The sequence below is a fragment of the Pseudomonas sp. H26/SER47-MNA-CIBAN-0231 genome, from assembly GCF_040310465.1.
GTDB lineage: Bacteria > Pseudomonadota > Gammaproteobacteria > Pseudomonadales > Pseudomonadaceae > Aquipseudomonas > Aquipseudomonas atacamensis.
Genome location: NZ_JBEOPW010000001.1, coordinates 504,635 through 525,990 on the forward strand (window position 1 = coordinate 504,635; position 21,356 = coordinate 525,990).

The window sequence follows — 21,356 nt, forward strand, 5'->3', positions numbered from 1 at the left end:
TTTTTTTATGAGTGGTTATGGATATTTTTTACGGGCGTGCAACACGGTCAGAATTTTGATGTGGTCTGTCACCCGGTAGACCAGTAAATAATTCGAGTTAATGACCATTTCGCGAGTGCCCGGTATTCGGCCGGAGCGGAAACCATGGGGTATCCAGGAAAGCCTTCGCGCTGCGGCGCTGAGCTTTTGGTGCAGTGCAACTGAAGCGACAGTGTTGCGTTGTTCTACGTATTCGATGATGTCAGCCAGGTCTCCAAGAGCCGGTTTACTCCAGCTAACCGGCAGCGCGTCGATTCTTGCGTCTCTCTTCCAGCATCTGACCTAGCAGCACCATTGCCTCATCGTGGGGGATAGGCGGACGTGGATCATCAAGTGCGGCTTGTACCTTGGCGCGATACCAAAGGTCGTAATCCGCAGCCTCTTCTTCGGTTTCGAAGTCTGAAACGATAAGTGAAAGTTCAGCGCTCATCATGACCTCCATGATCAATGTGAAGCAGTCTAAGGGGGATGTGGCTCGTTGTCGTCACTGGCGGGACGAGGGAGACATCATCCGCAAACAGACGATGCGCATCTGTCAGACGCTTCGCTTGTGATGCACGTGAAGTCGATCAGCTGTGTAGTTCAATTCTGTAGGAACTCAGCTTTTGGTCATTGGGCTGACAGCCGCCGTTCAAAGCAGCGGCCACAGCCACGCCGCACTCAGTTACCGTCCGCCACTTTGCGCTCAATCTCGTCGACCTTGCGCTGCAACTCTTCAGCTTCCTGCTCTTTGACCCGAGTGGAAGACGGCGTGATGACTTTGTCTACGCCTTCGGTTTTGCCGTCGCGGTCCTGCAGATCGCGCTCGACCACATTCACCGGTTTGCCGCTGGCATCGGTGGGCGGGGCGTTGGGGGTTTTGTCGTCGTTGGGGTTCATGGCGCTGGCCTCCTGTGGGTGTACACATTGGAGACAGCGCGGCGGCAGACGTTCGAAATTTTTCAGCGGCTGTGCCCTCTCCCGCAGGAGAGGGCACAGCGGTTGTTTCAGTCCTTGAGAATGTCGCGATCCTTGGTTTCCGGCAGGAAGAACGTGCCGAGTATCGCCGTCGCCACAGCAATGACAATCGGGTACCAGAGACCGTAGTAGATATCGCCAGTAGCGGCGACCATGGCGAACGCCACGGTCGGCAGGAAGCCGCCGAACCAGCCGTTGCCGATGTGGTAGGGCAGCGACATCGAGGTGTAGCGGATGCGCGTCGGGAACAGTTCGACCAGCCACGCGGCGATCGGGCCATAAACCATGGTCACGTAGATCACCAGCACGGTGAGCAGGAGCAGCATCATCGGGTAATTGATTTTCGCCGGATCGGCTTTTTCCGGATAACCGGCGTCTTTCAACGCCGCGCCGAGGTTGGCGGTGAAGGCGTCGTTGCGGGCCTTGAAGTCGGCGGCGGTGAGGGCGCTGCCTTCGAAGCTCTCGACAACGCGGTCACCGATGCGCACCTGCGCCACCGTGTTCGGTTCTGCGGCGACGTTCTCGTACGGGATCGCGCGTTTCGCCAGCAGGGTTTTCGCCAGGTCGCAGGAGCTGGTGAATCTGGCCTTGCCCACCGGATCGAACTGGAACGAGCACTGCTCGGGACTGGCGATGACCTTGACCGGATTTTTTTCCTGGGCGACGAACACGTCCGGATTGCCGTACTGGGTCAGCGCAGTAAAGATCGGGAAGTAGGTCAGCGCCGCCAGGATGCAGCCAGCCATGATGATCGGTTTGCGCCCGATGCGATCGGACAGGCTGCCGAAAATCACGAAGAACGGTGTGCCGATCAGCAGCGATCCGGCGATCAGCAGATTGGCGGTCTGCGCGTCGATCTTCAATGTTTGCAACAGGAAGAACAGCGCATAGAACTGCCCGGTGTACCAGACCACCGCCTGCCCAGCGGTGCCGCCCAGCAACGACATGATCACCACTTTGAGGTTGTCCCAGCGTGCAAAGGATTCGGTCAGCGGCGCTTTCGAGGCCTTGCCTTCATCCTTCATTTTCTGGAATACCGGCGACTCGCTCAGTTGCAGGCGAATGTACACCGACACGGCCAGCAGAATGATCGACAGCAGAAACGGAATCCGCCAGCCCCACGCCTCGAACGCCTCGTTACCCAGCGCGGTGCGACAGGCGAGAATCACCAGCAGCGACATGAACAGACCGAGGGTGGCGGTGGTTTGAATCCACGAAGTGAAAAAGCCACGGCGGTTGCGTGGTGCGTGCTCGGCCACGTAGGTCGCCGCGCCGCCGTATTCCCCGCCCAGCGCCAGGCCTTGCAGCAGACGCAGGGTGATCAGAATCACCGGGGCGGCGACGCCGATGGTCGCGTAGCCGGGCAGGAGACCGACGATTGCCGTCGACACGCCCATGATCACGATGGTGATCAGAAACGTGTGCTTGCGCCCGATCATGTCACCCAGGCGCCCGAAGACGATGGCGCCGAACGGCCGCACCGCAAACCCGGCGGCGAAGGCCAGCAGGGCAAAGATGAACGCGGTGGTTTCGTTGACGCCGGCGAAGAAGTGCTTGGCGATGATCGCCGCCAGTGAGCCGTAGAGGTAAAAGTCGTACCACTCGAAAACCGTGCCCAGCGAGGAGGCGAAGATGACCTTGCGCTCCTCCTTGGTGATGCCGCCGCTGCGCGGTGGCGTGCCGGTGGATGCTGTGTCGATTGTGGCCATGGGTGTTCTCCGTCGTGCTTATTGTTGTAGGCCGGAGTCCCCCGTTACTGCCTGTCGCACTCTGGCCCGTTGGCATCTGCCGCCGTTGCTCTAGCGTGAAGCTTGCACAGTCTGACCGCCTCGCAGGGCTGCAAGGTTTCCTGAAGCATAATCAGCTTTTGCCAGATATCCACTCGGCCTACGCTTTGACCCAACGCTGCCGGCTCCAGGCGCTCAACCAGTCGACCAGAAACACCAGCAACAGCATCGCCAGAATCACCGTGCTGGCCTGGGCTTCCTGGAACAGGCTGAGGCTGACATACAGCATCTGCCCCAGGCCGCCGGCGCCGACGAAACCGAGCACGCTGGCCATGCGGATGTTGTTTTCCCAGCGATACAGGCAGTAGGCGAGCAGTTGCGGGGCGAGGTTCGGCAGGGTGCCGTAGCAGAACGCGAGAAGCGGATTGCCGCCCTGCAAGCGAATCGCCTCGGCCGGTTGCGGCGGGGTGTTTTCCAGCGCTTCGGCGAACAGCCGACCGAGTACGCCGGTGGTGTGCAGAGCGAGGGCGAGGGTGCCGGCGTTCGGCCCGAGACCGGCGGCGAGCACCATCAGCGCCGCCCAGACCAGCTCCGGAATCGCCCGCAAGCCGTTGAGCAGCAGACGCGCCGCGCTTTGCAGCGGCCAGCCGAAACGCCCGGCAGCGGGCAGCGCCAGAACAATGCCGAACAGCGCCGCGAGCAGGGTGCCGAGGGCTGACATAGCGAGAGTTTCCAGCGAACCGTGAGCGATGGCTTTCAGATACCCGGCGCTCAAATCGGGACTGAGAAAACGCTGAACATAACTGCCCATCTGCTTGAGGCTATTGGCGCTGCCGAGTTCGGCGAGATCCAGTTCCAGATAGGCAAAAGAGGCGACCACCGCGACCGCAATGGCGGCGAGCAGCAGCAGGTTGATCAGGCGCCTCATGCCAGCCTCCAGCGTAGCAAGCGGCTGAGTTGATCGGCGCACAGCACCAGCAGCAGGAATGTCAGCAACATGCTGGCGACCTCACCGCCGGCAAACATGCGGATCGACAAGTCGATCTGTTGCCCCAGCCCACCGGCACCAACAAAGCCCATCACCACCGAGGCACGAATCGCGCACTCCCAGCGGTAGACGGTGTAGGAGAGCAATTCGGCGGCGACATTAGGCAGCGTGCCGTAGGCAAACGCCGCCAGTCGACCGCTGCCGGCCTGCAACAGTGCGTGCGCCGGGCGTTGGTCGGTGGATTCGAAAATTTCTGCGTAGACCTTGCCGAGCATGCCGCTGTAGGTGATGGCGATGGCCAGCACGCCCGCCGCCGGGCCGAGGCCGACCGCGCGCACGAACAACAGCGCCCAGACGATCTCCGGCACGCTGCGCAGAAAGATCAGCAAGCCGCGTACCGGCCAGCGCAGCAAGCGCCCGGGCAGGCTCGGCACGCCGCCCCGGGACGCCGCCGAGAGCGACAGCGCGCGACTGGCGATCAGGCTTGCCGGCACTGCCAGCAGCAACGCCAGGGCCATTCCCGCTGTGGCAATCGCCAGGGTTTGCAGGGTGGCTTTGAGCAGCAGTTGCATAAACGCCTGATCGTGCGCCGGTGGCCAGAACGCCGAAACGAAACGGCCCATTTCGTTCTGGCTATCGGCCTGAAACAGCACGCCCAGGTCCAGCTCGCTGAGCTGAATGCCCGGCCACAGCAGGGCCAGCGCCAGCAGCGTCAGCAACAATCGCGGCCACGCCGCCGGGTCCCGTGAATCGGCTTTCAGCATCGCGGAATCTGCACAATCAAAGGCGCGACCGCTGGTGCAGGCGATTGCAGTTGTTCATTGGCGTACAGCGCATCGAGCTTGTCGCGGCTGACTTGATCGGATGGGCAATCGAAAAGAATCTGCCCGTCGCGCAGGCCGATGATCCGTGGAAAGTGCGCCAGCGCCAGGTCCACCGCGTGCAGGCTCGCCACCAGCGTGACGTTGTGCTCGCGAGCATGGCGCGACAGGATCGACAGCGTGTGGCCGGCGAGGACCGGGTCCATCGCTGACACTGGCTCGTCGGCGAGCAATATTTCCGGCGCCTGATACAGCACCCGCGCAATGCCGACGCGCTGCAACTGCCCGCCGGACAACTGCTGGCAATGGGCGAACAGTTTGTCGCCCAGATCCAGTCGCGCCAACGCCGCGCGGGCGCCCGCCACATCCAGCGGATGCAGCAGATTCAACAGACTTTTACCCAGACTCCACTGGCCAAGTTTGCCGGCCAGCACCGCCGTGATCACCCGCTGACGCGGCGGAATCGGCGGCGTCTGATGCACCAGGCCGATGCGCGCACGCAGGCGCTGCCGCTGGTGCGCCGACAAGTGCCAGGCGCGTTCGCCGAGCACTTCGATGTCACCGCTGCTGGGTTTCAGCGCCGTCGCCAGCAGATTGAGCAGGCTCGACTTGCCAGCGCCGGACGGACCGATGATCGCTACCTGTTCGCCAGCGCCAATCTGCACGTCGATGTTACGAAGGGCATCGACGCCATTGGCGTGGCGCAGGCTGCCCTGGGTGAGGCGTAGGGTCATTTCAGCAGTTCGGCGGCGCGGGCGGCTTCCTCGATGCCCTTGTAGTTCTCGGGCTTGGTCTCGATGAAGCGACTGGCGGCCTGCAGATCGAGGATCTTCTTCTGCTCGGGATTGGCCGGGTCGAGGTCGAGGAAGGCTTGCTTGATCTTCGCGGCCAGCTTCGGATCAAGGGTGCCGCGCACGGTCCAGTTGTAATCGAAGTAGGTCGGCGTGGTGGCGAAGACCTTGACCTTGTTGGTGTCGACCTTGCCGGCGTCGACCAGTTTCTGCCAGACGCTGGCGTTCAACACCCCGGCGTCGACCTTGCCGGCCTGCACCCAGGCAACGGTGGCGTCATGCGCGCCGGAGTAGGCGACGCGGCTGAAATAGCCCTCAGGCTTGATGCCGTCGTTTTTCAGCATGAAGTAACGCGGCATCAGACTGCCCGAGGTGGACGACACCGAACCGAAGGCGAAGGTTTTGCCCTTGAGGTCGGCGAGGCTTTTCACGTTCGGGTCGGCGGTGATGAATTTGCTCGTGAACTGTGCATCCTGTTCGCGCTGCACCAGCGGGATCACTGGCGTAGTGGCGTCGGTCTTCAAACGTGCCTGCACGAAAGTGAAACCGCCGAGCCAGGCCATGTCGAGGCGATCGGTGGCCAGCGCTTCAACCACGGCCGGGTAGTCGGCGACGGGGACAAACTGCACCTTCATGCCCAACTGCTGCTCAAGATAGGCACCCAGCGGTTCGAACTTGCGCAGCAGCTCGGTCGGGGCTTCGTCGGGAATCGCGCTGACGCGCAACACATCAGCGGCTTGCGTCATCAGGGCAGAAAAGGACAGCGCCAGACCGGCGGTGAGGGCGAGGGTACGCTTGAACATAGAATTCTCCGTTTCGTAAGCGTCAACATTCGAAGGGCTGCCGGTAGTCAACGGCGCGCCACGTCAGGGTAGACGAAACGGCGAGGTTATACGCATTCGCGAGGAGATTGGCCAGCCTCCGTGCCGGCGCGTTGTGTCTGTTTGTGTGCGGTGCCGGTCAAGCGGCTTCCGGCAGTTTGGCAATCACCTTGATCTCGAAATCAAAACCCGCCAGCCAGGTCACGCCGACAGCCGTCACCGTCGGAAACGGCGCTTCGCCCCAGAACTCCGGCACCACGCTCCAGATGGTTTCGAACGTCGAGTGCGGATCGACCATGAACACGGTGACATCCACCGCATCATCGAAGCTGCAACCGGCCGCAGCGAGGATCGCGTTGAGGTTGTGGAAGGCGGTGCGCACCTGATCGCGCAGATCCGCCTCGGGCGAGCCATCCTCACGGCTGCCGACTTGTCCCGAGACAAACAGGAAACCGTTGGAGCGAATCGCCGGCGAGTAGCGGTGACGCTCATACAAGGCATGGCGGGCGGGTGGGAAAACTACATCGCGCTTGGACATGGGGCTGACTCCATCAGTGGGTTGATGGGAAACGACTTTAGGTATTTGCAGTGCGCGGATAAACGCGCAAGCTTGGCGTTCACTGTTTGCAAATCCCAAACAATCGAGGGGCGCGGATGGACCGGTTCGATGCGATGCAGGCCTTTGCCCGGGTGGTCGAGGCGGGCAGTTTCACCAAGGCTGCCGAAACCTTGCACATGAGCAAGACCACGGTGACGCAACTGGTGCAGCAACTGGAGGCGCGGCTGCGGGTCAAGCTGCTCAACCGCACCACACGCAAGGTCAACGTTACCGCTGATGGCGCGGCGTATTACGAGCGGGTGATCAAGCTGCTGGCCGACATGGACGACGCCGAAACCAGCCTGCCGGGCGCCGCCGCACGGCCGCGCGGGCGTTTGCGCATCGACGTGCCGAGCCCGTTCGCGCGGCACATTCTGGTGCCAGCCTTGCCGGATTTTCACGCGCGCTACCCGGACATCCAGATCGATATGGGCGTTAGCGACCGCATCGTCGACATCATCGATGAGAACGTCGATTGCGTGGTGCGCGGCGGCGAGCTGCTCGATCAATCGTTGATGGCGCGCAAGCTTGCCGATCTGCCCTTGGGTGTTTTCGCCGCGCCGGCTTATCTGGCCCGCGAAGGGACGCCTGAGCACCCGCTGGAACTGCAAGACTCCCATCACCGCGTCGTCGCATTTCTCTGGGCTCGCACTGGTAAACCTCTTCCGTACACGTTGCACAACGGCACCGAGCGCCTGCAGATCAAGGGCCGGCATGTGCTTGCGGTGGATGATGGCAATGCTTATCTGGCGGCGGGACTGGCGGGCATGGGGGTGTTGTGGTTGCCGACGTATATGTCTGATGCGCATGTGGCGCGGGGCGAGTTGGTGCAGTTGTTTGAAGGCTGGCAGCTTGAATCGATGCCGCTTTATCTGGCCTATCCGCCAAATAGGCATGTCAGCCTGAAGTTGCGGGTTTTTATTGATTGGGTGGTTGGGCTGATGGCGGCGGCAGCGCCAATCGTGACGCACCAGTCACGGCCATGATTGACTCTTGCGCAGAAGCGGCCAACTATCGCCGCATAACAACGACCGATGGACCCGACCTTGATTGAACGACGTCAATTCAGCGGTGGCATGAAGGGCAAGAACCTTCGCTATCTGAATGAACAGAACCCCGATAACACCGGTGTGACCCGCACCGGTTTCCTCTTGCTTGAACATTTTTCACTTCCGGCCTTCACCCAGGCGCTGGACACGGTAGTCACCACCAACCTGTTGCGCCCGGGACTTTTCTCGTCGCGCACCTTCGGCCTCGGCGATGGCGAAGTGATCAGCGATCTGGGCCTGGTCATCCGCCCCGATGCGCGCCTGGATTCTGCTGCGCTTAACGAGCTGGATCTGCTGGTGGTGTGCGGTGGTTATCGCACCGAATTGCGCGCCAGTGACGAATTCATCGGCCTGCTCAAGTCCGCAGCGGAGCGGGGCGTGAGCCTGGCGGGCTTGTGGAATGGTTCCTGGTTTCTCGGTCGCGCCGGTTTGCTCGATGGCTATCGCTGCTCGATCCACCCGGAACATCGCCCGGCACTGACCGAAATCGCCAAGAGCACCCACGTCAGCAGCGAACCCTATGTGATCGACCGCGACCGCCTTACCGCCTCCAGCCCGTCCGGGGCCTTCCACATGGCGCTGGACTGGATCAAGGGCTTGCACGGCAAAGCCTTGGTCGAGGGCATCGAAGATATCCTCGCCTTCGAAGAGTCGCGCTACCGGCGCATCAAACCGGATGAAAACATCTGCGTCAGTGCGCCGTTGCGTGAAGTGATCAAACTCATGGACGCCAACCTCGAAGAACCGTTGGAGCTGGAACAATTGGCGGTCTACGCCGGCCGCTCACGGCGCCAGCTCGAGCGCTTGTTCAAGGAGCAACTGGGCACCACGCCGCAGCGCTATTACCTGGAACTGCGCATCACCGAAGCACGGCGTCTGCTGCAACACACCGAGCTGTCGCAGGTGGAAGTGCTGGTGGCGTGTGGTTTTGTTTCACCGAGCCATTTCAGCAAGTGCTATAGCTCGTACTTTGGTTATCGGCCTTCGAAGGAGAAGCGGCTGGTGAAATAGGCCAGCCGGTGCAGCCCTCTAAACCCCTCACCCCAGACCTCGCCCAGAGGGAGAGGGCGCCGAGGTGTCTTGCGCTGTACATCGACCTGAAAGATGGATGTCGATTATGGATTCACTACAGCGCTTTCAGGTTGGCGTGACTCTTCGACATCCCCCGATCAGTTCCCTTTCCCTTCGGGAGAGGGCTAGGGTGAGGGGCTTTTGTGGGCGGGTCTGTCAGAGATGATCCGCATCAACCACAGCCTGCGCAAACGCCTTCGGATCCTCCTGCGGCAAATTGTGCCCAATCCCACCCTCAATCAACCTGAATTGATATTTCCCGGTAAAACGCTTGGCATAGTCCTCAGGCTTGGGATGTGGCGCTCCATTGGCATCGCCTTCCAGGGTAATCGTCGGCACGCTGATCGACGGTGCAGTAGCCAACTTTTCTTCCAGCGCGGCATATTTCGCCTCGCCCTGCACCAGGCCCAGCCGCCAGCGGTAGTTGAACACGGTGATCTCGACGTGATCGGGGTTCTGCAACGCTTTGGCGCTGCGGTCGAAGGTGGCGTCGTCGAATTTCCACTGCGGCGACGCCAGTTGCCAGATCAGTTTGGCGAAGTCGTGGGTGTTCTTTTCATAGCCGGCGCGGCCGCGTTCGGTGGCGAAGTAGAACTGGTACCACCACTGCAATTCGGCTTTCGGCGGCAGCGGGTTTTGACCGGCGGCCTGATTGCCGATCAGGTAGCCGCTGACCGCTACCAGCGCTTTCACGCGCTCTGGCCACAAGGCCGCGACGATGTCCGCCGAACGCGCGCCCCAGTCGTAGCCGCCCAGCACCGCTTGTTTGATTTTCAGCGCGTCCATGAAGTCGATGACGTCGCTGGCCAATGCCGCCGGTTGGCCGTTGCGCAGAGTGGCTTTGGACAGGAACTGCGTGTCGCCATAACCCCGTGCATACGGCATCAGCACGCGGTAACCCTTGGCCGCGAGCAGTGGTGCGACTTCGTCGTAGCTGTGAATGTCGTAGGGCCAGCCGTGCAGCAGGATCACCACCGGCCCATCGGCAGGACCGGTTTCGGCGTAGGCTACGTCGAGCAAGCCAGCCTTGATGTGCTTCAGCGGGCCGAAAGGAGAGGGCGCCGAATAGCTGGCGGCGGCCGGTTCAGTGGTTTGCGCCTGAACGCTGCCGACGGCGCCGAGCAGTGACAGCGCCAAGACTGACAAACCAAGTGCGGCTTTGAATTTAGAGGTATGCAGAGCCTGTTTCATGCTGACGTCTCCTTTGCGAGCCTGTGGCCAAGGGGCTGGATGAACCCTTGAAACCCTGAGTGCATTGAAGCGTGGCGAGGTATCTGCTCTGTGTCGCCAGAGAGCGTTTTTGCATTGGGTTGTGTAGCAGCGGGGCGCGTACACAGTGTGATACATGGCGATGAAACGGTGAGTTTACGCGCGAAAATAATAAGTGGCTGTTTTAAAACAAAAAAAATTTCATCTCGGGCTTCCCAAATGAAATGAATGTTGTTAAATTGCGCCCCGTTCTCACAGCGATCCTAACGGAGCCGCTGACCAGAGCTACAGGGGCGTCGCCAAGCGGTAAGGCAGCAGGTTTTGATCCTGCCATGCGTTGGTTCGAATCCAGCCGCCCCTGCCATCTACGAAAAAACGCCAACTTCGCAAGAAGTTGGCGTTTTTTTATGCCTGCGATTTACTGCGCTTGAGCTAGCCGGGGCGTGCGCGATGCCGAAGCGCCGCGCACGCCGGTCACTCAGTGCGGTGCGCGCGGGATGGTTTTCATCAGGTCTTCAGGGCTGATGTGGCCGACCACGCTGCCCGGCTGCGGCAGGTTGAGGATGTGGCCTTTCATCTTGCCGATGATGTGCATCTCGCACGGCTTGCAATCGAACTTAAGCGTCAGCACCTCATCGCCGTGGATCAACTGCATCGGCGCGACCTTGGTACGCACACCAGTCACGCCTTTGGCCTGTTTCGGGCACAGGTTGAAGGAGAACCGCAGGCAATGCTTGGTGATCATCACCGGCACTTCGCCTGGCTCTTCGTGAGCTTCGTACGCCGCGTCGATCAGCTTGACGCCGTGACGGTGGTAGAAGTCGCGCGCCTTCTGGTTGTAGACGTTGGCGAGGAAGGTCAGGTGCGAATCCGGGTACACCGGTGGCGGCGTGGTTTCGGCCTTGCGGCTGCCACGCGGATGCGCGGCGACGCGGGCCGCCGTCAGCGCTTCGATCACTTCACGACGCAGGGATTTGAGCTGCGAGTTGGGAATGAAGAACGCTTGCGGCGCATCCAGCTTGATGTCGGTGGCGTGATACTGCGTGGTGCCGAGCTGGCCGAGCAGGTCGCGCAGTTGCTCCAGCGCCTGTTCCGGCTTGTTGGCAGCGCCGAACGGCCCGTTCAGGGTGACGCTGGCGCTGATGCCTTCTTCGCTGGTCGCGGTCACTTCCAGCTGTTCTTCACGCAGACGAGCGAACCAGCTCAGGGCCACGCGACGTTCCGAAGAGGTCTTCTGCAACGCCTGCTGCCAGTTGTGATCAAGGTTGCGATTCAACGGATGGCTTGGACGCAGCTTGAACAGGCCTTCGGGCATTTCGTTCGGCTCGACGCGGTAGCGGTAGCGCTTCTCGCCGTCTTCTTCGAACTCGCCTTTGGCCTCGGCGATGTTGGCGCGGAAACCGACCACTTCGCGTTTGACCAGAACGTTCAAGCCATCGCCGTTGGACAGCGGCTCATGGGTGACGACCTGCATGTCACGCTTGCCGACTTTCTCCACCGTACCGACCGGCAGGCCGGTAAAGGTTGGCGAGTCGAAGGCGCCGATGTCGATCTTGCGATCAGTGACGAAATAATCGGTGCTGCCACGGTGGAAAGTCTTTTCCGGATCGGGCAGGAAGAAATGCACGGTGCGGCCGCTGGAAGCGCGGGCCAGGTCCGGGCGATCCTCGAGCACGTCGTCCAGACGCTGGCGGTAATAGGCGGTGATGTTCTTCACATAGCCCATGTCCTTGTAGCGACCTTCGATCTTGAATGAACGCACGCCAGCCTCAACCAGTGCGCGGATGTTGGCGCTCTGGTTGTTGTCTTTCATCGACAGCAGGTGTTTTTCGTAGGCGATCACGCCACCCTTTTCATCCTTGAGGGTGTAGGGCAAGCGGCAGGCCTGGGAGCAGTCGCCACGGTTGGCGCTGCGGCCGGTTTGCGCATGAGAGATGTTGCACTGGCCGGAGAAGGCCACGCACAGCGCGCCGTGGATGAAGAACTCGATGGCGGCATCGGTTTCATCGGCGATGGCGCGGATTTCTTTCAGGTTCAGCTCGCGGGCCAACACCAACTGGGAGAAACCGGCCTGATCGAGGAACTTCGCTCGCTCGAGGGTGCGGATGTCGGTCTGGGTCGAGGCGTGCAGCTCGATCGGCGGAATGTCCAGCTCCATCACGCCCAGATCCTGGACGATCAGCGCATCGACACCGGCGTCGTACAACTGATGGATCAGCTTGCGCGCCGGCTCCAGTTCGTTGTCGTGCAGGATGGTATTGATGGTGGTGAAAATACGCGCGTGGTAACGGCGGGCGAACTCGACCAGTTCGGCGATTTCGCTGACTTCGTTGCAGGCGTTGTGGCGTGCGCCGAAGCTCGGGCCGCCGATGTACACGGCGTCAGCGCCATGCAGGATGGCCTCGCGGGCAATGGCGACATCGCGGGCAGGGCTGAGCAATTCCAGGTGATGCTTGGGCAAGGACATAGTTTTTTTAGTCAGGCGGTCACGGGCAAGGGGCGCATTGTACCTGTGAAACACCCAGGCGGCACCAGCGTGCCGATATCAGGTACGAAGGACCTAGCACAATACGAGGCAATGCATAACTGTAAAGTCTGTCAGTTGTCCTTCCGCGTCCAAAGCGTGAACATCGGGTGGGAGCGGGAAAGTCGCTCTGGCCTATATCACGCAAGACATTGGAGATTAATATCATGAAAGGTAATAGCGCCTTCGCGACGATTGGTATCTCGGATTTCGCGTCGTTTAAATCTCGTCCTCGGAAGACGGCCGAGGTGTATTACAAAGCGGTCGTTTCACCCAATCATCCGGGCATTGGCAAGCCAATATTCTCCGCTACTCGGCATCTTTATTTCGGCACAAAGGAAACGTTCAGCGTTATTGGTCAATATTTTACGGACGAGGTGGGTGAGATTATTTCATTTGTGATAGATCGCTCCCTTACGGACGGTACGCATGAAGTTGGCGGGTTCGGAAGTCCCGTGGCGGGATTGATGACTATGTCGCATGAAATTTTATATGCGAAAACAGGAACGATAGAGTTTGCGCGCAAACACGAAGAAGGTATCGATTCGATTACGGCAACATTCAATTTTGAGATCGAGCACCGCGGGCAAACATACCGGGTATCAGAAGGTAAACTGTTTGTTGTAGCTAGCGGTCCGCTTCAAGTTTTGTGAATAGACCGTTGACGCCAATTCGCTCAACGGGCGAGCCAGCGCTTGCCAAACGGCCTCATCCTGGTGGCTGCTGTGTTTGGCGCGCGCCCTTAAGTATTTTTCACAGCGTATGCCGCACCCGGAATCGTGGCGGCAGCCTACGCTGTATTTCCGCAAATCAGCCCTTGGCCGCCATCGCCGTCACTTCCACACGCATCCCTTCAACTGCCAGCGAGGCCACGCCTACCGCCGCCCGCACCGGCCAAGGTTTGGCGAAATAGCGTTTGTACACTTCATTGAAAGCCCCGCGATCGCTCATGTCGGTCAGGTAAATGGTCAGGTGCAGCACCCGGTCCATCGAACTGCCGGCACGTTCCAGCGCGACTTTCAGTGCTTGCAGCGTGCACTCGCTCTGCTCGGTGATGCCGCCGAGTTCCAGGCTGCCATCGGCGCGGGTTGGAATCTGCGTGGAAACCATGATGCCGCCGAAGGTGGCAACGTCGGAAGAAATCGAATCGGTGTCGGGATCCGGCGTGAAGATGATGTCTTGATTGGCCATGGGCATCTCTTGTTTGAGTGAATGAAGATTGCGGCAGTTTACAGATTGTTTTCCGCCATGGCCCGGTCGGGTACCGCAACACGTTTGTATAAGCATGTATCAACCCTCAGCGCATACACACGGCAACACCAAACTGCGCCTTCGAGACACATCCGCCCTACATGCCGAGCCCAAAGTAGCCCTCACACCAACACTACGTTCAAGAGGGCATCACCATGTACCGTCAAATGTTTCTGGCTTCTGCCGTTATCTTCGCCTCCCTGACCGGCTTCGCCCATGCGGCGGATGCGCCGGCAACGAACTGGCAGAAAGGTCTGAGCCGCACCGATCTGGTTCGTCAGGATCTCGGCGCTGACAATCGCGAGGTGATTCAGGCGCGTATCGATTTCGACGCTGGCGTCACCTCGCCTCGGCATGCTCATCCCGGCGTGGAAGTCGCCTATGTCATCAGCGGCACGTTCGAGTATCAGCTCGAAGGGCGGGCGCCGGTGATACTCAAGGCCGGCGATTCGTTGTTCATTCCGGCGGGCATCGCGCATGTGGCCAAAAACGTTGGCAACGAGAAAGGCGTCGAGCTGGCCACTTACGTCGTCCCGAAAGGCGAACCGCTACTGATCCTCAAGCCATGAGGCGCCAGTCCGCTATTTCGAGCGCGGCTTGCTCATCGCGCGCTTGATGCGCATCCAGTCCTGATAGGCCGCCGTTCGTTTGGCGTCGGCCATAGCCTTGGCTTCGCTGAAACGGGCCCAGGCTTCAGGATTGTCCGTGTCGTTCTCGATGATCCTGTAAGCCGCTTCTTCGAGCAGATCGGCCTCGCGGAACATCGCGGCATTCTCCGCCATCTCGTCATCCCACGAGCGGCCGAAACCGAATTTCAATGTGCGTTCTGTCATTTCACGTGATCCTCCTCCCAGACCAAAGGTACTGATTCTCGCCATTGCACCTCGGTCACGCCAAAGCGTTCCGCCATCGGTTTGGAGAAACGTTTCAACGGAGGTCGGCCGGGGCGGGGGATGGGCGCGATACCCGCGTCACAACTTGCCCATTGCCACGCTTCGGCATTGTTCATGGTTTTTGTGCGAATGATGAATGACCTGGGCTTCCCGTGAAGCAGGTAATCAATCACGTACAAATCCTCTCCGCTCATACATTTCCTCCGGCTGTTAAGAAGAGGGATATCTGGCGAAATGAATAATTCAGAGAAATTGAAACGGGCGTGATGACCGGCTGATTGGGCGCTTTGTAAGTCTGTACGGCAGAGTGAATCTGTACAACTTCGTCTGGAATTTTTGGCTGAATTGCCGGCTGTTAAGGAACGCGCCTGCTACGACGCGTTATCAAGTGGGACGATTCAGGAGTAGATGCACGAGCAGACAAAGTCCGCGTGAACCTCGGTGTCTTCAATCGCCGTAATAAGGCCTGAATGCATGGCTTCTTCAGGATTGATGATGCGCGGCGCTGCTGTCAGATATTTCTCTGTCTCCAGCGCATTTTTTCCGTTGCTCGTACGCTCGGCGACAATCTGGGCGTAGAGGTGCAAGTCGTAATCCAGGCTCATGGCGTATTCCGACATGCGCGAATGATCGACCGAACCTTGCAGGTGCCAATGAAATGGGTGAAACAGAAACTTGCTGTGGGTACAGGCGGTGCGGCGCTGGCCGGCCAGAAAGACAATGTTGCCCATCGATTCGACCGTTCCCAAATTGTGGGTGTGTACCGGAATAGGCAGGGCCAACAGGAAGTTGTACATGGTGAAACCGTAACTGCATTCGCCGCCCATAGTGGCGATGTTGACGATCAGTCGCGGTGCATCTTCCTTTACGGCGAGCGAGGCTTTATCGATCAATTGGCCGCACGTCGAGGCATTGATCGGGCCGGTGAAGTTGATGACATGAACAGGCATGGCGATTCCCTCGGCTGGTCAGGACTCCTAAGCAATAGCTGTAATTTCTCTTGAATGAAAGTGTGCAGGGGAGCTGTGCTCCCCTGCACCCGACGCATCAACTGTTGCGCCCGCCACCATGGCTGTTTTGACCACCTTTGTGTCCAGCTTCAGAGGCTTTTTCACGATCGTTGGCAAAGTTGCCGCCGCTGCTCTGGCCGCCCTTGCTGCCAGCTTCGGACGCTCTGTCCCGATCGTTGGCAAAATTGCCACCGCTGTTCTGGCCACCTTTGCTCCCGGCTTCGGAGGCGCGCTCAGGATCATTCTTGAAGTTGCCGCCACTGTTCTGGCCGCCTTTACTGCCGATTTCCTGATAGAACTCTTTATCGTGCGAAGCCGAAGTGGCATCACCACCTTTCTTGCCTGCTTCGTTAACCGACATGCTGCCTTGTTGTTTATCTTGTGCCATTTCAAACTTCCTCATTTTCTCTATATAGGCACTCGGCGAATCAAGGATGCACAAACTACGTGCCGTCGTTGTTCGCGAATGCTCATAAAGTTTACTGATGTCGTTTGCTTTAGTTGGTCTGGCTTGTCTAGTGACTACAAGTTAGACCTTTGTGCTAAGAGGAGCGCTCATAAGTCGGCGTTGTATCCGGTGTCCGGGAGTTTTCAGAATTTACTGCAAGTTCCCGGCGTTCATAACATTCCTGCTGAACACTTTCCCGGTGCCTTGGACTGATTTGCTGTCGTTCGACACAAGGTGACACCGACGGACTGTCCGACCTGGTCACGTGCGAACTGCGCGCTGCTTCGGGATACACTTCCGCTCCCTTGTTTCGTTGCACTTCGCCTCGTGCAAAAGCCGGTACCGTTCTCATGATTACGCTCCATCAGCTGATTTCAAAGGGCAGCGAGGCTGCCCTTGTACCGCTAGCTCAGGACTTGCGACCGCCGCCGTGGCTGTTCTGCCCGCCTTTGCGGCCAGCCTCGGATGCTTTTTCACGATCATTGGCAAAGTTGCCGCCCGACGACTGACCGCCTTTCTTGCCGGCTTCAGATGCCTTTTCACGATCGTTTGCGAAGTTACCTGGATTTTTATTTCCTGTGGTCATGATAGCTCTCCGATATCAATTAACGTTTCGCTAGTTATGTCCGTTGTCGCACCGGACATCTACTCCGATTACGAGCCGGCAAAAAATGTTTTGAAAATTTTTCCTCAGGCCGATGAACGGTAAGTTTGTGATGAAACTTATACAGCCTGCTGTTTTCTGCGCCGCTTCGTATAACTTTCCGAGTTGCTGGTTGATGTGCAAAAGAGGTTGGAGTTTGTTACCGCTTCGCTTCGGAATTCTGACCATTTGTCGGTGCGAAGTTGAACTGTGATCGGCTGAAACTAGAGTCTGTTAAGTGTATGTATTAACTAGTCCGAGGACATTGAGATGACCAATCATCACAAGGATCAACCGTTCGCTGAAGACCCACAGAAAATCAAGGAAGCCGGCAAGAAAGGCGAGAGTCCAGTCAACGTGAAAGTTGATCGGGCCGAGAAGTCACGCGTCGGCGGGCAGCACAGCCATGGAGGCGGCCGTACCGGCAAGGGCGACTGAGTCGGTTGGAAAAGTACCAATCGGCGTCCTCTCTGCGCCGATGCAGAGAGGACTGCTACGCGGAGGCCTATCTGAACCGTGGCAACGGCCGGTCGATCGGTTTGAGCGTCGAGAGCGTATCGCGAATCAGCGGCGCATCTTTTTCGATGTCGTGCAGCCGGTCGCGAATTCGCAAAGCCGTCGGATGCCCGCCCTGATGATCAACCCAGTCGGCAATCTCTTTGCAGGCGGCTGCGAGGCGCGCCTGGCGGGCGTCGAGCAGGGTGAGGAGGGTGGTGATGGACTCTTTTTCGGACATGGAACACCTCCGTTCGCTGAAACGGCTGAGTTGCAACAAAAAGTCCGCGTGGCGCGAACCTTCAGATCAACTATAGAAGACCTGTGTGATCGTGCAAAAAATACCCAGTTCAACTCGTCGGCGAAACCTTTGGAGCGAGCGTTACGCTGGAGATCAAGACGCCTCGCTTACCTCACACATCCGCTCGAGAAACATCGCCAAGGCTACTTCCTCAGCGCGCAGGCCTTTGCGCACGCGCGGTCGGGGCAGTTCGGCGAGGGCGCCGAGCATGAAATGTTCGACCACTGCGGGGTGGATGTAGCACTTGCGGCACACCGCCGGCGTGTTGCCCAGTTGTTTGGCGACGTTCTTCACCGCTTCTACCACATGGCGCTTGGCTTCGGTTTCCGACTCATGCTGCAACTCGCGCAGCACCGACAACGCCAGGGCGCTGCCCGCCCAGGTGCGATAGTCCTTGGCGGTGAACGCCGCGCCGGTGAGCTTTTGCAGATAGGCATTGACGTCGGAGGAGGTGACGGTGTGCCGTTCGCCATTTTCATCAAGATACTGAAACAGGTTCTGCCCGGGGATCTCCAGGCAGCGCTTGATGATTCGCGCCAGGCGACGGTCCTTGACAGTGATCTGGTGCTCGATGCCGCTCTTGCCACGGAACTGGAACAGGATCGCGCTGCCGTTGACCTCGACATGCCGACTGCGCAACGTGGTCAAACCGTAAGAGCGATTGTCCCGTGCGTATTGGGTATTGCCGACGCGGATCAGCGTGGCGTCGAGCAAGGTAATCACCGTGGCCATGACCTTGTCGCGGCTGAAGCCCGGCTCATCGAGCAGCGCCTCGAGCTTGCGCCGCAGTTTGGGCAGGGCCATGCCGAAGTCGCGCAGGCGCGAGTATTTGTCGGCGTCGCGCACTTCGCGCCAGCGTGCGTGATAACGGTACTGTTTACGCCCGCGCGCATCGCGGCCGGTGGCCTGCAAATGGCCGCACGGGTCGGCGCAGATCCATACATCGGTGTAGGCCGGTGGTACCGCGAGGGCATTGATGCGTTTGATTTCCTCCGGGTCGGTGATGCGCTCGCCCGACGGTTCGAAATAGACGAACTTGCCGCGCAGTTTTTTCCGGGTGATACCAGGCTGAGTGTCATCGACGTAATGCAGATCGGCGGGCAGGGCATCTGTCAGCACGGTATCGGGCATGGCGGTTTCCTTCGGTCATACGGCAGTCTGTAACTGATTGACCGCAGGCGCTGGCCGTCGTGCCGAATGATTTACGCGAGCACCGCCACCGCCTTGATCTGCGCCCACAGCCGCTGGCCCGGATGCACGCTCAGTTGATCACGCGAGAAGCGGGTGATCCGCGCCAGCAGCGGCGTGCCGCCGGCATCGAGGCGGATCAGCACATGGGCACTGTTGTCAGCGGCCTGTTCGCTGACGACCGTAACGGGCAGACGATTGAGAATGCTGCTGGCTGCATCGTTGTTCAGCGCCAGGCTGATGTCGCGCGCGTGCACTTTGCAGCGCAGAGCCTGGCCCACGGCCATCGGCGCATGGGTGACGCGAATGTTCATTTCAGTGGCCGGCAGTTGCAGGCTGAGCAATTGATAGGTGGCGTCGTAGGCGCTGACCTGGCCTTCAATGATCACCCCGGCGTCATCGCCCAGCGCCAAGGGCAGATCCAGGCGTGCGAGGGTCTCGCCGATCGGGCCGCTGGCGAGGGCTTTGCCATCACGGAGCAATACCAAATGATCGGCCAGACGCGCGACTTCATCCTGCGCATGGCTGACGTACAGCAGCGGAATATCCAGTTCGTCGTGCAGGCGTTGCAGGTACGGCAAGATTTCGCTTTTGCGCCGGCTGTCGAGAGCCGCCAGCGGTTCGTCCATCAGCAACAGTTTCGGGCTGGTCAGCAGGGCGCGGGCGATGCCGACGCGCTGCCGTTCGCCGCCGGACAGATGCTGTGGATGACGCTCGAGCAAATGGCTGATGCCGAGCAGTTCTGTGGCCTGGTTCATATCGACCCGGCGTTGCGACTTGGCGATGCGTTTGAGACCAAACTCCAGATTGGCCAGCACCGACAGATGCGCGAACAGGCTGGCTTCCTGAAACACATAGCCAAGCGCACGTTTATGCGGCGGGACGAAGATGCCCTTGGCACTGTCCTGCCAGACCTCATCGTTGATCTGCACAAAACCGTGCTCGGCGCGCTCCAGCCCGGCGATGCAGCGCAGACAGGTGGTTTTGCCCGAGCCGGAATCACCAAACAGCGCGGTGACGCCGCGGCCCGGCACTTGCAGATCGATATCCAGTTCGAACCCCGGATAAGTGCGTTTCAGGCGTACATCAATCATCGATCAGCTCCAGCCTGCGCGGGTCTTGCGGCTGGAGTACAGCGCCAGCAACACCAGAAACGAAAACACCAGCATCGCCGCGGACAGCCAGTGCGCCTGCGCATATTCCAGCGCTTCGACGTGGTCGTAAATCTGCACCGAGACCACGCGGGTCTTGTCGGGGATGTTGCCGCCGATCATCAGCACCACGCCGAATTCACCCACGGTGTGGGCGAAGCCGAGAATCGCTGCGGTGATGAAGCCGGGGCGCGCCAGCGGCAGGATCACGCTGAAGAACGTGTCCCAGGGATTGGCGCGCAAGGTCGCCGCGACTTCGAGCGGGCGGGTGCCAATCGCCGAGAAAGCGTTTTGCAGCGGCTGCACCACGAACGGCATGGAGTAGATCACCGAGCCGATGACCAGCCCGGTGAAACTGAACGTCAACGTGCCCAGCCCCAGCCATTGAGTGAACTGACCGAGAAAACCGTGCGGCCCCAGCGCCAGCAACAGATAAAAGCCGATCACCGTCGGCGGCAGCACCAGCGGCAGGGCAACGATGGCGCCAATCGGCCCGCGCAACCACGACGAGGTGCGCGACAGCCATAACGCGATCGGCGTGCCGATCAGCAGCAGGATCACTGTGGTCAGCGACGCCAGTTTCAGGGTCAGCCAGATCGCGGCGAAGTCGGCACTGGTCAGTGACATTTACAGTTCATATCCGAAGGATTTGATCACCGCAGCGGCTTTCGGCCCTTTGAGGTAATCGACCAGAGCCTTGGCAGCAGCGCTGTCCTTGCCTTTGTTCAAGATCACCGCGTCCTGTTTGATCGGATCATGCAGAGCGGCCGGGACAATCCATGCCGAGCCACTGCTGACTTTGCCGTCCTTGTAGATTTGCGACAGGGCCACGAAGCCCAGTTCGGCGTTGCCGGTGGAGACGAACTGGTAGGCCTGCGTGATGTTCTGGCCTTCAACGATTTTGCTTTTCGTGGCTTCGCTCAACTGGAGTTTTTCCAGCACCTGGGTGGCGGCGAGACCGTATGGCGCGGCTTTCGGGTTGGCGATGGACAAGTGCTGGTATTGGTTGGTTTTCAGCACGTCACCCTGTGCATCGACATAACCTTCTTTTGCCGACCACAGCGCCAGGGTGCCAATGGCGTAGGTGAAGCGCGAACCTTTGACGGTTTCGCCTTCCTGCTCAAGCTTTGCCGGGGTCGCGTCGTCAGCAGCGAGAAACACTTCGAAGGGCGCGCCGTTTTTGATCTGGGTGTAGAACTGGCCGGTTGCACCATAGGCGGCGACCAGTTTGTGGCCGGTGTCTTTTTCGAAGTCGGCAGCGATGGCCTGGATTGGCGCGGTGAAATTGGCGGCGACCGCCACTTGCACTTCGTCAGCCTGCGCGGCGCCCATGCTGAACATTGCGAGGAGTGAAGCGAAGCAGGCAGGGGCGAAGCGTGTG

At 59.6% G+C, this 21,356-nt stretch carries 27 protein-coding genes and 1 tRNA gene; 6 read left to right on the top strand and 22 right to left on the bottom strand.

Annotated features, from left to right (window positions below):
* Positions 1 to 15: 15 nt before the first annotated feature.
* The 9 genes from AAEZ10_RS02210 to AAEZ10_RS02250 all read right to left on the bottom strand — a co-directional run bounded on the left by AAEZ10_RS02210 (position 16) and on the right by AAEZ10_RS02250 (position 6,682).
* Positions 16 to 294: a type II toxin-antitoxin system RelE/ParE family toxin gene (locus AAEZ10_RS02210; RefSeq protein ID WP_306106531.1), complete on the bottom strand. Its 279-nt coding sequence runs from the start codon at positions 292 to 294 to the stop codon at positions 16 to 18.
* The gene (relB, locus tag AAEZ10_RS02215) at positions 275 to 469 is read right to left on the bottom strand and encodes a type II toxin-antitoxin system RelB family antitoxin (RefSeq protein WP_056789559.1); all 195 of its coding nucleotides are present in this window, start codon (positions 467 to 469) and stop codon (positions 275 to 277) included. The genes AAEZ10_RS02210 and relB overlap by 20 nt, the downstream gene beginning before the upstream one ends.
* Before the next feature lie 230 nt (positions 470 to 699).
* Positions 700 to 918 carry a hypothetical protein gene (locus AAEZ10_RS02220; protein WP_042606898.1) on the bottom strand — a complete coding sequence of 73 codons (219 nt, stop codon included), beginning with the start codon at positions 916 to 918 and terminating at the stop codon, positions 700 to 702.
* A gap of 107 nt (positions 919 to 1,025) precedes the next feature.
* A complete protein-coding gene (locus AAEZ10_RS02225; RefSeq protein WP_073476721.1) occupies positions 1,026 to 2,705 on the bottom strand; it encodes an MFS transporter in 1,680 nt (559 codons plus the stop codon).
* Between the two features lie 178 nt (positions 2,706 to 2,883).
* Entirely contained in the window at positions 2,884 to 3,651 is a 768-nt protein-coding gene (gene phnE / locus AAEZ10_RS02230) for a phosphonate ABC transporter, permease protein PhnE (protein ID WP_136492558.1), read from the bottom strand.
* Complete coding sequence (locus AAEZ10_RS02235; RefSeq protein ID WP_350567378.1) at positions 3,648 to 4,475, bottom strand: PhnE/PtxC family ABC transporter permease; 828 nt, start codon at positions 4,473 to 4,475, stop codon at positions 3,648 to 3,650. The genes phnE and AAEZ10_RS02235 overlap by 4 nt, the downstream gene beginning before the upstream one ends.
* On the bottom strand, positions 4,469 to 5,266 hold the full coding sequence (locus AAEZ10_RS02240; protein WP_350567381.1) for a phosphonate ABC transporter ATP-binding protein: 798 nt from the start codon (positions 5,264 to 5,266) through the stop codon (positions 4,469 to 4,471). Before AAEZ10_RS02240 ends, AAEZ10_RS02235 begins: the two co-directional genes overlap by 7 nt.
* Positions 5,263 to 6,126 carry a putative selenate ABC transporter substrate-binding protein gene (locus AAEZ10_RS02245; protein WP_041480134.1) on the bottom strand — a complete coding sequence of 288 codons (864 nt, stop codon included), beginning with the start codon at positions 6,124 to 6,126 and terminating at the stop codon, positions 5,263 to 5,265. The genes AAEZ10_RS02240 and AAEZ10_RS02245 overlap by 4 nt, the downstream gene beginning before the upstream one ends.
* 157 nt (positions 6,127 to 6,283) lie before the next feature.
* Positions 6,284 to 6,682 carry a RidA family protein gene (locus AAEZ10_RS02250; protein WP_130929755.1) on the bottom strand — a complete coding sequence of 133 codons (399 nt, stop codon included), beginning with the start codon at positions 6,680 to 6,682 and terminating at the stop codon, positions 6,284 to 6,286.
* Positions 6,683 to 6,798: 116 nt separating this feature from the next.
* Here AAEZ10_RS02250 and AAEZ10_RS02255 point away from each other — a divergent pair, with 116 nt between their 5' ends.
* Positions 6,799 to 7,728 carry a LysR family transcriptional regulator gene (locus AAEZ10_RS02255; RefSeq protein WP_346622774.1) on the top strand — a complete coding sequence of 310 codons (930 nt, stop codon included), beginning with the start codon at positions 6,799 to 6,801 and terminating at the stop codon, positions 7,726 to 7,728.
* A 48-nt stretch (positions 7,729 to 7,776) separates the two neighbouring features.
* On the top strand, positions 7,777 to 8,802 hold the full coding sequence (gene souR / locus AAEZ10_RS02260) for a transcriptional regulator SouR (protein ID WP_071172615.1): 1,026 nt from the start codon (positions 7,777 to 7,779) through the stop codon (positions 8,800 to 8,802).
* A 216-nt stretch (positions 8,803 to 9,018) separates the two neighbouring features.
* On the opposite strand, the gene AAEZ10_RS02265 is transcribed toward souR, so the two are convergent.
* Positions 9,019 to 10,053 (bottom strand): alpha/beta fold hydrolase, encoded by a 1,035-nt coding sequence (locus AAEZ10_RS02265; protein ID WP_130929752.1) that lies wholly within the window; start codon positions 10,051 to 10,053, stop codon positions 9,019 to 9,021.
* A gap of 307 nt (positions 10,054 to 10,360) precedes the next feature.
* On the opposite strand from AAEZ10_RS02265, the gene AAEZ10_RS02270 reads away from it, so the two are divergent.
* Positions 10,361 to 10,435 (top strand) — tRNA-Gln (locus AAEZ10_RS02270).
* Positions 10,436 to 10,549: 114 nt separating this feature from the next.
* On the opposite strand, the gene AAEZ10_RS02275 is transcribed toward AAEZ10_RS02270, so the two are convergent.
* Positions 10,550 to 12,538, bottom strand: a complete 1,989-nt coding sequence (locus tag AAEZ10_RS02275; RefSeq protein WP_122602900.1) for a peptidase U32 family protein — start codon at positions 12,536 to 12,538, stop codon at positions 10,550 to 10,552.
* A 224-nt stretch (positions 12,539 to 12,762) separates the two neighbouring features.
* On the opposite strand from AAEZ10_RS02275, the gene AAEZ10_RS02280 reads away from it, so the two are divergent.
* Positions 12,763 to 13,248, top strand: coding sequence for a hypothetical protein (locus AAEZ10_RS02280; protein WP_122746101.1), 486 nt, complete (start codon positions 12,763 to 12,765; stop codon positions 13,246 to 13,248).
* Positions 13,249 to 13,405: 157 nt separating this feature from the next.
* Here AAEZ10_RS02280 and AAEZ10_RS02285 read toward each other — a convergent pair whose 3' ends face one another.
* The gene (locus tag AAEZ10_RS02285; RefSeq protein ID WP_073476703.1) at positions 13,406 to 13,786 is read right to left on the bottom strand and encodes a RidA family protein; all 381 of its coding nucleotides are present in this window, start codon (positions 13,784 to 13,786) and stop codon (positions 13,406 to 13,408) included.
* 215 nt (positions 13,787 to 14,001) lie between these two features.
* Here AAEZ10_RS02285 and AAEZ10_RS02290 point away from each other — a divergent pair, with 215 nt between their 5' ends.
* Positions 14,002 to 14,415: a cupin domain-containing protein gene (locus AAEZ10_RS02290; protein ID WP_151551706.1), complete on the top strand. Its 414-nt coding sequence runs from the start codon at positions 14,002 to 14,004 to the stop codon at positions 14,413 to 14,415.
* Between the two features lie 12 nt (positions 14,416 to 14,427).
* On the opposite strand, the gene AAEZ10_RS02295 is transcribed toward AAEZ10_RS02290, so the two are convergent.
* The 5 genes from AAEZ10_RS02295 to AAEZ10_RS02315 form a co-directional block, all read right to left on the bottom strand.
* Complete coding sequence (locus AAEZ10_RS02295; RefSeq protein ID WP_122602898.1) at positions 14,428 to 14,679, bottom strand: hypothetical protein; 252 nt, start codon at positions 14,677 to 14,679, stop codon at positions 14,428 to 14,430.
* Positions 14,676 to 14,933: a DUF6555 family protein gene (locus tag AAEZ10_RS02300; RefSeq protein ID WP_073476698.1), complete on the bottom strand. Its 258-nt coding sequence runs from the start codon at positions 14,931 to 14,933 to the stop codon at positions 14,676 to 14,678. The genes AAEZ10_RS02295 and AAEZ10_RS02300 overlap by 4 nt, the downstream gene beginning before the upstream one ends.
* Positions 14,934 to 15,137: 204 nt before the next feature.
* The gene (locus AAEZ10_RS02305; RefSeq protein WP_073476696.1) at positions 15,138 to 15,689 is read right to left on the bottom strand and encodes an ATP-dependent Clp protease proteolytic subunit; all 552 of its coding nucleotides are present in this window, start codon (positions 15,687 to 15,689) and stop codon (positions 15,138 to 15,140) included.
* Positions 15,690 to 15,786: 97 nt separating this feature from the next.
* Positions 15,787 to 16,137, bottom strand: coding sequence for a con-10 family general stress protein (locus AAEZ10_RS02310; protein WP_016774939.1), 351 nt, complete (start codon positions 16,135 to 16,137; stop codon positions 15,787 to 15,789).
* Positions 16,138 to 16,606: 469 nt separating this feature from the next.
* The gene (locus AAEZ10_RS02315) at positions 16,607 to 16,783 is read right to left on the bottom strand and encodes a con-10 family general stress protein (RefSeq protein ID WP_016774938.1); all 177 of its coding nucleotides are present in this window, start codon (positions 16,781 to 16,783) and stop codon (positions 16,607 to 16,609) included.
* Positions 16,784 to 17,110: 327 nt separating this feature from the next.
* On the opposite strand from AAEZ10_RS02315, the gene AAEZ10_RS02320 reads away from it, so the two are divergent.
* Positions 17,111 to 17,278, top strand: coding sequence for a con-10 family general stress protein (locus AAEZ10_RS02320; protein WP_130929748.1), 168 nt, complete (start codon positions 17,111 to 17,113; stop codon positions 17,276 to 17,278).
* A 67-nt stretch (positions 17,279 to 17,345) separates the two neighbouring features.
* Here the strand turns inward: AAEZ10_RS02320 and AAEZ10_RS02325 are convergent, their stop codons facing one another.
* From AAEZ10_RS02325 to modA, 5 genes are all read right to left on the bottom strand, one after another.
* On the bottom strand, positions 17,346 to 17,576 hold the full coding sequence (locus tag AAEZ10_RS02325; RefSeq protein WP_016774936.1) for a hypothetical protein: 231 nt from the start codon (positions 17,574 to 17,576) through the stop codon (positions 17,346 to 17,348).
* 153 nt (positions 17,577 to 17,729) lie between these two features.
* On the bottom strand, positions 17,730 to 18,767 hold the full coding sequence (locus AAEZ10_RS02330) for a DNA topoisomerase IB (RefSeq protein ID WP_339101494.1): 1,038 nt from the start codon (positions 18,765 to 18,767) through the stop codon (positions 17,730 to 17,732).
* Between the two features lie 71 nt (positions 18,768 to 18,838).
* On the bottom strand, positions 18,839 to 19,918 hold the full coding sequence (gene modC / locus AAEZ10_RS02335; RefSeq protein WP_151551700.1) for a molybdenum ABC transporter ATP-binding protein: 1,080 nt from the start codon (positions 19,916 to 19,918) through the stop codon (positions 18,839 to 18,841).
* A 3-nt stretch (positions 19,919 to 19,921) separates the two neighbouring features.
* The gene (modB, locus tag AAEZ10_RS02340; protein WP_151551697.1) at positions 19,922 to 20,602 is read right to left on the bottom strand and encodes a molybdate ABC transporter permease subunit; all 681 of its coding nucleotides are present in this window, start codon (positions 20,600 to 20,602) and stop codon (positions 19,922 to 19,924) included.
* Positions 20,603 to 21,316 (bottom strand): molybdate ABC transporter substrate-binding protein, encoded by a 714-nt coding sequence (gene modA, locus AAEZ10_RS02345; RefSeq protein WP_178116977.1) that lies wholly within the window; start codon positions 21,314 to 21,316, stop codon positions 20,603 to 20,605.
* Positions 21,317 to 21,356 lie beyond the last annotated feature (40 nt).